The 9,801-nt window shown below is 69.2% G+C and carries 7 protein-coding genes and 1 pseudogene; 2 read left to right on the top strand and 6 right to left on the bottom strand.

Annotation, left to right across the window (positions count from 1 at the left end; translation table 11 throughout):
* Positions 1 to 106: 106 nt before the first annotated feature.
* Both ACTHL9_RS16685 and ACTHL9_RS16680 read right to left on the bottom strand, forming a co-directional pair.
* On the bottom strand, positions 107 to 1,282 hold the full coding sequence (locus ACTHL9_RS16685) for an SLC13 family permease (protein WP_440520399.1): 1,176 nt from the start codon (positions 1,280 to 1,282) through the stop codon (positions 107 to 109).
* The gene (locus ACTHL9_RS16680) at positions 1,282 to 2,268 is read right to left on the bottom strand and encodes a DNA-3-methyladenine glycosylase family protein (RefSeq protein ID WP_440520398.1); all 987 of its coding nucleotides are present in this window, start codon (positions 2,266 to 2,268) and stop codon (positions 1,282 to 1,284) included. Before ACTHL9_RS16680 ends, ACTHL9_RS16685 begins: the two co-directional genes overlap by 1 nt.
* A gap of 91 nt (positions 2,269 to 2,359) precedes the next feature.
* Here ACTHL9_RS16680 and ACTHL9_RS16675 point away from each other — a divergent pair, with 91 nt between their 5' ends.
* On the top strand, positions 2,360 to 2,743 hold the full coding sequence (locus ACTHL9_RS16675) for a VOC family protein (RefSeq protein ID WP_440520397.1): 384 nt from the start codon (positions 2,360 to 2,362) through the stop codon (positions 2,741 to 2,743).
* Between the two features lie 21 nt (positions 2,744 to 2,764).
* Here the strand turns inward: ACTHL9_RS16675 and ACTHL9_RS16670 are convergent, their stop codons facing one another.
* From ACTHL9_RS16670 to ACTHL9_RS16660, 3 genes are read right to left on the bottom strand one after another with little or no spacing between them, the layout of a single operon-like run.
* Positions 2,765 to 6,253, bottom strand: a complete 3,489-nt coding sequence (locus ACTHL9_RS16670; protein WP_440520396.1) for an error-prone DNA polymerase — start codon at positions 6,251 to 6,253, stop codon at positions 2,765 to 2,767.
* Between the two features lie 43 nt (positions 6,254 to 6,296).
* The gene (locus ACTHL9_RS16665) at positions 6,297 to 7,880 is read right to left on the bottom strand and encodes a DNA polymerase Y family protein (RefSeq protein WP_440520395.1); all 1,584 of its coding nucleotides are present in this window, start codon (positions 7,878 to 7,880) and stop codon (positions 6,297 to 6,299) included.
* Entirely contained in the window at positions 7,877 to 8,533 is a 657-nt protein-coding gene (locus tag ACTHL9_RS16660) for a hypothetical protein (protein ID WP_440520394.1), read from the bottom strand. The genes ACTHL9_RS16665 and ACTHL9_RS16660 overlap by 4 nt, the downstream gene beginning before the upstream one ends.
* Before the next feature lie 164 nt (positions 8,534 to 8,697).
* Here ACTHL9_RS16660 and ACTHL9_RS16655 point away from each other — a divergent pair.
* Positions 8,698 to 9,495 (top strand): annotated as a pseudogene (locus tag ACTHL9_RS16655) (IS256 family transposase); the annotation flags it as partial.
* An 81-nt stretch (positions 9,496 to 9,576) separates the two neighbouring features.
* On the opposite strand, the gene ACTHL9_RS16650 reads toward ACTHL9_RS16655, so the two are convergent.
* The coding region (locus tag ACTHL9_RS16650) for a tyrosine-type recombinase/integrase (protein WP_440520393.1) at positions 9,577 to 9,801 on the bottom strand (225 nt) is incomplete at its 5' end.

Raw genomic sequence — 9,801 nt, 5'->3', positions numbered from 1 at the left:
GGGGGTGGCGGGGCCCCCCCGCGGCGAGAACTGACACCGCCCGACGCAACCGGCGCCGCGCCCCTACACGGGCGCGGCGCCGTTGCTATTTGCAGGGGCGGGTCGGCTACGGCACGCCGGCGAGAAGCGCTGCCGGAACGATGAGCAGCGGCACGAGCACCGTGCCGGCCGCAGCGTATCCCCACCAGGAGATCTGCACGCCAAGTCGGCGCAGCTGTTCATGCCAGATGAGCGTGGCGAGCGAGGCCCACGGCGTGATGAGGGGCCCAGCGTTGACGCCGACCAGAAGCGCGGCGAGACGGGCCGGGCTGCCGGCCGCGGCCTCGAAGGCGAGATAGGCCGGCAGGTTGTCGACCAGATTCGCCCCCACCGCTCCGACCGCCGCCACCCGCACCAGGTCAAGCGGCCCTTGGCCCGAGCTTCCTTCGCCCGAGCCGAGTGCCCAGGCCGCGAGCTCCCTCGCCCCAAGACCCTGGAGCGCCTCCATCACGATGAACAGCCCGCCCGCGAAGAGGATGAGCTGCCACGGCACGAGGGCCCATTTGAGGGCTGAACGCCGGCGGACGGCGAAGCCTGCCACCAGCACGACGGCTGCCGCCGTGGCCGGAATCCAGACGGCGACCCCCGAGACGAGCGCGGGAAGCAGGAGCGCCAGAACCACGGTTCCGAGGCGCAGCAGGACTGGATCGGCTGCGTCCATGTGCGCCGTGCCGAGGTCCACGGTGTAGCGACCGGTGAGCCCTTTTCGGAACAGCACGATGACCGCGAGGGCTGGAATTAGCGCGCACCATAGCGCGGGCAGGGCCATCCGCAGAGCGAACTCGGCTGGGGAGATGTTGCCGAGCGCGTGGAGCGCGAGCAGGTTCGTGAGGTTCGAGACGGGCAGGAGCAAGGACCCGGTGTTGGCCAGCCACACCGTCGTGAGCGCGAACGGGAGTGGCGGCAGGCCGCAGCGTCTGGCGAGCACCACCACGATCGGGGTGAGCAGGACCGCCGTCGTGTCGAGGGAGAGGAACACCGTCGCGCCGAAGGACAGCGCCGCCACCAGGATCCAGAGGGCCAGAGCACTCCCGCGTCCCCACCGTCGGAAGTGCCAGGCGATCCACTCGAACAGCCCGGACGCGTTGAGCAGCTCCGTGACCACGGTGATAGCCGCGACGAACCCGAGGATCGGGACCACACGGTCGGCGAGGGCGCCGAGGGCTGACCACGGCAGCAGGCCGGCGGCCACCGCGGCGAGGCCGAGGACGAACAGTGCGGCGCCGATGATGGCAAGAGGCATCAGTGGCCCCGGTGGTCCTGGATGGTCATGCGCGCCCCGAAGCGGGGCGCCCGCACGCCTGAGAGATACAGCAGCCGCACGATCCGCTGTCGGTTCCCCCGCCACGGCTCGAGGAGGCGGAGCATTCCGTCGTCGTCCGTGCGTTCGCCTGTGAGGGCGAAGCCAACGAACTTGGCGAGGTGGAAGTCGCCCACCGAGATGGCATCCGGGTCGGCGTGGGTGCGCTGGGTGACCTCCGCCGCCGTCCAGATTCCGATTCCCGGAATCGACTGCAGCGCGGCCCCCGCCTCAGCCGCGGGCTTGGAGGCGAGGCGCTCGAGGCCCGATGCCGAGCGCAGGGCACGCATCACCGTGTCCGAACGCTGCGGCCCAACCCCGGCCCGGTGCCATTCCCACGAGGGAATCCGCAGCCATTCCGCAGCCGTCGGCGCGATGACGAGGCCCGCTGGGGCCACCCGCCCCGCAGTGGGAGCGGGGGAGCCGAAGCGCCGGAGCAGATAGCGGTACGCGCGCCGCGCCTCGAGGGTGGTGACCTTCTGCTCGAGGATCGTCGGCACGAGCGCCTCCACAACGCGGCCGGTGGCGGGCAGGCAGAGGCCGGGATGCCGCCGTCGGGCCTCCCGCACGAGGTGCGGGAGCGACGCGTGGAAGGGCCCGGCGTCGAACGCCTCCCAAGAGTCGGTGAGCCCCAGCAGGGCCGGTGCCGAGGCAACGGCCGACGGCGCCCCCTCACCCCACGCGCGAGCCCGCAGCTCGCGTCGGGTGTGGGTGAGGAGCAGCGACACGGGCCCCTCGTCGGTCCGAAAGGCCGTCCAGAGTCCCCCGGGGTGCGGTGCGAAAGTCGGATCGCCGTCGCCGCGCTGGAGGGGGAAGCAGGTGGTGGCGAGCGAATAGCCCTCGGGGGCCTCCCATGCAGCCTCCGCGTCGGCAGTGCTTCCGGGGCGATCGGAGCCTGCGGTTCGGGGGAGCGGGGCCGCGAGAGTCACCGGAGCATCATGTCACGGGCAGCCGACAGTGCGAGGCTACCGGGCTGCTCGGAGCGTTGACGCGGCTCGGAGGCGTGGCGACAATCGCGCTATGTCAGGAAAAGTTGTGCATTTCGAGATCCCTGCCGACGATTCGTCCCGCGCGAGCACGTTCTATTCCGAGGCGTTCGGGTGGAACATGATGCCGGTTCCCGACATGGATTACACGATGGTCGGCACCACACCATCGAACGAGCGCGGCGAGCCGACCGATGCGGGGAGCATCAACGGCGGCATGTACGTCCGGAACGATCAGCTCCCCAAGGGCCCGGTCATTACCGTCGACGTCGCAGACATCGACGCAGCCCTGGACAAGATCGAATCGCTCGGCGGCAAGACGGTCTCGCCGAAGTCCCCTGTGGGGGAAATGGGCTTCGCGGCGTACTTCCAAGACCCCGAGGGCAACGTGCTGGGCCTCTGGCAGGCGCGGGGGTAGGCCGAGGACCCCGAACCCGTTTCAGCGGAAATTGCGGGACGTGGTCTTGGCAGACAGGGGAAGGTTCTCCAGCCGGTCCGCCACGAGATTCGTGACCCCTTCCTTCGACCGCTCGAGGAGGCCCCGGATCACCATGGCGTTCGCGCCCTGCGCCACCCGCCGATACCGGGTCCAGACGCCGACGCTGCACACCACGTTGAGGATGCCGGTCTCGTCCTCGAGGTTCATGAACGTGATGCCCTGAGCCGTCCCGGGGCGCTGGCGATGGGTGACGACGCCCGCCGCTTCCACGCGCGTGCCCTCCTCCGCGGTCCTGAGCTGGTCGATCCGCAGGACCCCGCGGGCGTCCAGCCCAGGGCGGACGTGCCGCAGGGGATGGTCGTCGGTGGCGATTCCGGTGGCCCACAGGTCGCTCGCCACGGACTCCTCGGGGCTCAGCTCCGGAAGCAGCGGGGGCTGGACGAAGGGCTGGCTGCCCGGCAGCTGGCCGGGCCTTTCGAGCGCGGCGGCGCCTGCGCGCCACAGAGCTTCGCGACGGGTCAGGCTGAGGACCTCGAACGCACCGGCCGAGGCAAGGGCCTCAAGCTGTTCGGAGGAAAGCCCGACCCGGCGTGAGAGCTCCGCGAGGTCCACGTACGGGTCGTTGGCCTCCCGCTCGGCGACGATGCGCTCCGCGAGGTCCTTGCCGATGCCAGTGACGCTCGAGAGCCCCAGCCGCACAGCGTGCGAGGCGTCCCGCCGATGGACACTGCTCATATCGGGAGCCTTCTGGTCGAATCGGCCTGGCTCGGGCTGTCGGAATTCGAGGCACGAATCCAGGCCTCCGCGCGCGGGGCTGTGCCCGTCGATGTCCGCTGTCTCCAGGCTCGCGTCAGCCAGGGATCGGAGGATGCAGGGCCGGAGCACCGTCACCCCATGCCGCCGCGCGTCCGCAACCAGAGTCTGTGGCGAGTAGAAGCCCATGGGCTGGGCTCGCAGGAGCGAGGCGAGAAAGGCCCCCGGATAGTGCAGCTTGAGCCACGAGCTCGCGTAGACCAGGACGGCGAAGCTGATCGAGTGGGACTCCGCAAAGCCGAAGTCGGCGAAGGCCGCGATCTGCGTGTAAATCGCTTGGGACTCCTCGGGAGTCAGGCCGTTCGCGGCCATCCCCGCGAAGAGCTTGTCGTGCAGGCTCCCGATCCGTTCGACGCCGCGCTTCGACCCCATCGCGCGGCGCAGCAGATCCGCGTCCTCCGCAGTGCAGCCGCCAATCGCCATGGCCATCTGCATGAGCTGCTCCTGGAATAGGGGCACACCCAGCGTCCGCTCCAGCACCGGCTTGAGCAGCGGATGGGGATAGGTGACGTCCTCTTCTCCTGAACGGCGCCGAATGTACGGATGCACCGCGCCACCCTGGATGGGGCCGGGCCGGATGAGCGCGATTTCCACGACGAGGTCGTAGAAGCATCGGGGACGCAGCCGGGGCAGGGTGCTCATCTGGGCCCGCGATTCGACCTGGAACACTCCCACCGAATCCGCGCGGCACAGCATGTCGTAGACGGCCGGCTCCTCCTTGGGGATGTCCTCGATCCGCCAGCGCTCGCCGAAATGCTCGTCGATGAGGTCAAAGCAATACTGGAGCGCTGCGAGCATCCCGAGGCCGAGGAGGTCGAACTTGACGAGTCCCATCCACTCGCAGTCGTCCTTGTCCCATTGGAGCACTGTCCGGTCCTCCATCCGCGCGTGCTCAATCGGCACCACCTCGCCAACCGGCCTCTCGGTGAGCACCATTCCGCCCGAGTGGATCCCGAGGTGTCGCGGGGCGCCCAGGAGCTCCTCGGCGAGGGCCAGGACGCGACTCGGGATGCCGTCGTCGTCGGCTGTGTTCTCGCTCTCCGAGCGAGAGGCCGCCGAGAGTGCGTCCCAGCGCTCGAGTCGCTTGGACCACGCGTCCTGCTGCCCCTGGCTGTAGCCGAGGGCTTTCGCGACATCCCGCACGGCATTCTTAGGCCTGTAGCTCACGACGTTCGCGACCTGTGCCGCGTTCGTCCGGCCGTATTTCGCATAGACGTGCTGGATGACCTCTTCGCGGCGGTCCGAATCGAAGTCGACATCGATGTCTGGCTCCTCCTCGCGGAGGCTCGAGAGGAAACGCTCGAACGGCAGCTTGTACGCGATGCTGTCCACGGCGGTGACGCCAAGGAGGTAGCAGACGGCGGAGTTGGCCGCCGAACCCCGACCTTGGCACAGGATGCCCCGGCTCCTTGCGAACTGCACGATCTCATAGACGATGAGGAAGTAGCCCGGAAAGTCCTTCCTCTCGATGACGTCGAGCTCCTGTTCGACGCGCTCGCGCACCGCCTCAGGGGAGGCTGGCCCGCGCCAACCTGGTCCTGGCGTCCCGTAGCGGTCCTCGATTCCGCGCTCCACCAGTTCGCGCAGATGGCTCATGGGCGTGTGCCCCTCCGGGACCTCTTGCTTCGGGAGGTGCGGCCGAGCCGCTCGGAGGGAGAACGCGAGCTCGTCGGCCAACCGCACCGTGTTCTCGATGGCGTTGGGATAGCGGCCCAAACGTTGAGCCATCTCGGCGCCGCTGCGGAGGTGAGCCGCATCCGTGGCTGGGAGCCAGCCATCGGCTTCGTCGAGGCTGCGGCGGGCGCGAACGGCGGCGATCGCCGTGGCAAGCGGGTGGCGCGACGGCTCCGCGTAGTGGACGGCGTTCGTGGCCACGCACGGCAGCTCGAGGCGTTCCGCGATGCCGGCTAGGGCATCATTGTGGGCGCTATCGAGAGGGTTTCCATGATCGAAGAGCTCGACGGCGACGCCTTCCCGACCGAAGAGCGTCACCAGACGCTGCACTTCCTCCGCGGCCGCCTCCTCGTCGACCTCCGCACCGGTTCCCGCGAGGGCGCGCCGCACCGCTCCCTTCCGGCAGCCGGTCAGAACCAGACAGTGGCCGCGGAGTCGATCGGCAACGCGATCGAGTTCGTAGACAGGGCGTCCCTTTTCAGCCCCGCCCGCCAGCTGGGCGTCCGTGATGACGCTCGCCAGACGGTGATAGCCCGCCTCGCCCCGGGCCAGGACCAGAAGATGCTCGCCCTCGGGATCCGGCACCCCGTTCTGTGGAGCGGACAGCCCGAGCGAGAGTTCGGCGCCGAAGACCGTCTTCAGTCCGTAGGCCTCGGCGGCCTCGGCCAGGCGGACCACACCGTAGAAGCCGTTGTGGTCCGTGATCGCCAGGGCGTGGAGGCCGAGCCGTACGGCTTCCTCGACGAGCTCCTCCGGCGATGACGCGCCGTCGAGGAAGCTGTAATGGGAATGAACGTGCAGCTCGGCGTAGGGGACGGAAGCCGCGTGCGCTAGCTCCGGCAAAGGGATGTACGGGCCCCGCTTGCGGCTCCAGGCGGGGCTGTCGCCGCCGTCGTGCTCGAGGGGCTTGCGCCCGTCGCCGGTTCGCGGGAGCGAGACCTTCTTGCCTTCGAGAATGTCGTGGATCTGCTGCCACGGCATCGCTGGATTGTTGAAGCCCATTCGGCCCTCTTCTACTCGCTCCGGGTCCTACTCGCTTCGGGTCCTAGTCGTAGCGGGCCTCGGCCCACCAGCTCCCGGAGGCGCCGAGCAGGAGCCAGGCGTCGCCGTCGTCATCCAGGATCTGGAAGCGGTCGGCGCGCAGGGCCTGCGCCGGGTCCCACCAGCGCTGGAGGATGGGCCAGGGACCAGCCCAGCCCTGAACGGCGCGGCGGTCCTTGCCGAGTGCAGGCTTGAACCAGGCCGGCGTCGACGTGTGGCCGCGGGCGTCCACGAGGACCGGGTCTGCCGCGGCGTCCAGGAGCTCCACGCGCACCGGCTCCGGGAAGACCGTGGCGGGCAGGGGCGCCGGTATCGCCCCCGGCCAGGGCCGCTGGGCGGCGGCAGCAACGCCCGACGGCGGCTCCTCGCCCCAGGGGAGCATGAGGCACCGCTCTGCCAGGAGCCTGCCACCGGCTTCGACTGGATGCAGGACGGAGTCGTGGCCGAGCATGCTCTGCAGTCGGCGGAGGCCGTGGTCCAGCCGCTCGTCGACGCCCCCGAAGAGAGCCTGTCCTCGAAGCCCGAGCTGATCGGTCCGCTCGGGAAGGAGCCGGAGCAGCACAACAGGGGCCGCGAGTGCCTCGCCCGTAGTACGCCAATTTCCGGAGGGAGTGCCGACATCCGCCGCTTGGAGCTGCCAGCGCACGCGGTCGATAACGTCGCCCACGCTGAAGTGCCGCGGGTGCCCCCAACAGCGCTCGGTGCGGTGCCCCGCATCATCGGTGATCTGGACACGCAGCTCCGTGCAGGCGAGCCCCTCGCGCCGAAGCCCTTCAACGAAGTCCTCCGCCAAGGGACGGAGCGCGAAGGCGATCTGATCAACCCGGTCCAGCCCGGGCTCAAAGTCGACCACGCGTTCGAGGGGCGTCGGCGGTACTCGCGGCACCACTGGACGGGGGTCCTCGCCGCGCGCCCATGCGTGGGCCAGGAGGCCCTCCGGGCCAAAGCGCGAACGGACATCCGCGAGCGGCAGTGCGGCAAAATCGCCGAGCGTTCGGATTCCGAGGCGCAGCAAGAGCGAGGCGAGTTTCGGATCGCGGAGGGCTGCGATCGGCAGTGGTGAGAGGAAAGCCGCGGACTCGCCAGGCGCCACGATTCTGAGAGGCGCGAGTTCGCCGGCACTTCTGGCGGCCTGCTCGGCTGCGAAGACGGAGTCGGCAAAGCCCGCCCGTGCTTCGAGCCCCAGCCGCGCCGCGGCTTCGAGAGCGGCTCCGCCCGCATCCTCTTCCCGTCCGTAGTAGCGGGCTGCTCCGCGGGCGCGGAGGGCACATAAGCCCGGCCTGAACGCGTGGACGCCGGGCAGACTGGCTTCGACGGCGGCCAGTACTGCCTCGAATTCCCGCGCATCCCGCGCTGCGTCAGCGGGGAGCGCCACGAGGTCCGGGCACCGCGATTGGGCTTCCCGCAGGCGCAGACCACGGACGACGCCGGCCTGCCTCGCCTCACCGGAGCACACCGCGACGAGCCCCTTTTCCATGATCGCGGCGGGCACCCTGTCTGGAAGCTCGCCCGCGAGTTGGGCCGCGACGAGCGGCCAATCCGGGAACCACAGGACGAGTGCCCGAGGAACGCCAGGTGCCGCGTTCATCGCGCTGCTCTTCCTGTCCCGGCGCGCACCGATGCAAGATCGACGACGGTGGTCCGTTGCCTTCCGCGATGGGAGTACGCCAGCTGGGTGGGGTGGCTGCGCAGGTGCCCGTGTCCCTCGCCCAGCCCATCCCACCGCGCAGCCTCGGCACGGATGACTCCCTCACTCTGTGGCCACGGCCCCAGCACGATCAGCGTGCACCCGCGTTCACGCAATCGGGAGGCGAGGCGCGAGGCATCGCCGCTGCTAGCCCGGGCCGGAGCGCGAAGCAGCACGAGGGGCAGGACGTCGGCAAGGGCGGACAGTGTGACAAGCCAACGGTCCCCAAGGTCGGGGACCAGGACCAGCCGTTCGAGCGAGATGCCGAATCCTGCCGCTGCCTCCGCCCCGAATTCGGGTACGCCAGCGACACCGCACCATTCGCCCTCCGCGGACGCTCCGGCGAGCAGAGCCATGGCGACCGAGAGCGGTGCTTCGACCGAATAGGCCGAGCCTGCCCGGAGGCCAGAGGGCAGGAGCGGCGAAAAACAGGGGAGGAGCGGATACGCCCCTTCCTTGTTCCGGCGTCCCTGCAACAGATGGATGCGCTCCTGGAGCTCGCGCAATTGGTCAGCCGCGGAGGCGGCAGACGCTGAGCTCAAGGGCAGGGACATGTCTCCTATTTTCGAAACTGTGTTCGATTAAGTCAATCCACTCCACCTCTGCCTCGAAGGGTTGGAAGGCACCCCGAAGACACCCCGGAGTCAGGGACTGTAAGAAAAACGGTGTGAACGGCGTGGCCTGACCGAAAGGAAGGGCAATGACCGAGACCGCCGAGATGATCGATCCCGTGACGGGAGAGATCATCGATCAGAAGGAGCTCGCGGAGTCACTGCTGGAGCAGGCGCGCGAGCAGGGCGTGAGCCTGGTGGGCCCGGGCGGCCTGCTGGCCGGGCTGACCAAGAGCGTGCTGGAGACCGCGCTCGAAGCCGAGATCACCGAGCACCTCGGCCACGAGAGGCACGGGTCCGCGGAGGGCACGAACGTGCGCAACGGGACCCGCTCGAAGACCGTGCTCACCGAGGTCGGGCCGGTGGAGATCGAGGTTCCCCGCGACCGGGAGGGCACGTTCGAGCCGCAGATCGTCAAGAAGCGAAAACGCCGCCTGGACGGGATCGACGAGATCGTGCTGTCCCTGACCGCCCGGGGCCTGACCACGGGCGAGATCGCCGCGCACTTCGAGGAGGTCTACGGCGCCGCGGTCTCCAAGGACACCATCTCGAGGATCACCGAGAAGGTCTGCGAGGAGATGGCCGAGTGGTCCAACCGGCCGCTGGACCGCGTCTACCCGGTGGTGTTCATCGACGCGATCCACGTCAAGGTCCGCGACGGGCAGGTGCGCAACAAGCCCTTCTACGTGGTCCTGGGCGTGACCGTGAACGGCGAACGCGACATCCTCGGGATCTGGGCCGGGGACGGCGGGGAGGGGGCCAAGTTCTGGCTCGGGGTCCTGACCGAGATCAAGAACCGCGGCGTGGAGGACGTCTGCATCGCCGTCTGCGACGGGCTCAAAGGCCTCCCGGACGCGATCACCGCAGTCTGGGAGCAGGCCACCGTCCAGACCTGCATCATCCATTATGCCGATGTCCTAGTTATGCCGATGATGCCGGTGGACCCGTTGCGGGGCGCGGGCTCGGCGCTGGCCAGGTCGGCATAATCAGAGCGCTTCGAGCCAGGCGAGGAGGCTGTCCGGCGGCCGGTATCGGCTGTCTTGCCCGTGGGGTGGGCTGGTTCGGGCGAGTGCTTTCTCCTTGAGGGTCATGTCGGCGTGCAGGTAGATCTGCGTGGTGTCGACGCTGACGTGCCCAAGCCAGAGTGCGATCACGCTGGTGTCGACCCCGGCGTGCAGCAGCCGCATCGCGGTGGTGTGCCGCAGGACGTG

The organism is Sinomonas sp. (assembly GCF_051955515.1).
GTDB lineage: Bacteria > Actinomycetota > Actinomycetes > Actinomycetales > Micrococcaceae > Sinomonas.
Note: the sequence above shows the minus strand (reverse complement) of the source record. Positions and strands in the feature narration are given on the sequence as shown.

Coding starts and splice junctions, on each gene's coding strand:
- ACTHL9_RS16675 (WP_440520397.1), top strand. CDS start 2,360: ATGTCAGGAAAAGTTGTGCATTTCGAGATCCCTGCCGACGATTCGTCC.
- ACTHL9_RS16665 (WP_440520395.1), bottom strand. CDS start 7,880: ATGAACGCGGCACCTGGCGTTCCTCGGGCACTCGTCCTGTGGTTCCCG.
- ACTHL9_RS16670 (WP_440520396.1), bottom strand. CDS start 6,253: ATGGGCTTCAACAATCCAGCGATGCCGTGGCAGCAGATCCACGACATT.
- ACTHL9_RS16685 (WP_440520399.1), bottom strand. CDS start 1,282: ATGCCTCTTGCCATCATCGGCGCCGCACTGTTCGTCCTCGGCCTCGCC.
- ACTHL9_RS16660 (WP_440520394.1), bottom strand. CDS start 8,533: ATGTCCCTGCCCTTGAGCTCAGCGTCTGCCGCCTCCGCGGCTGACCAA.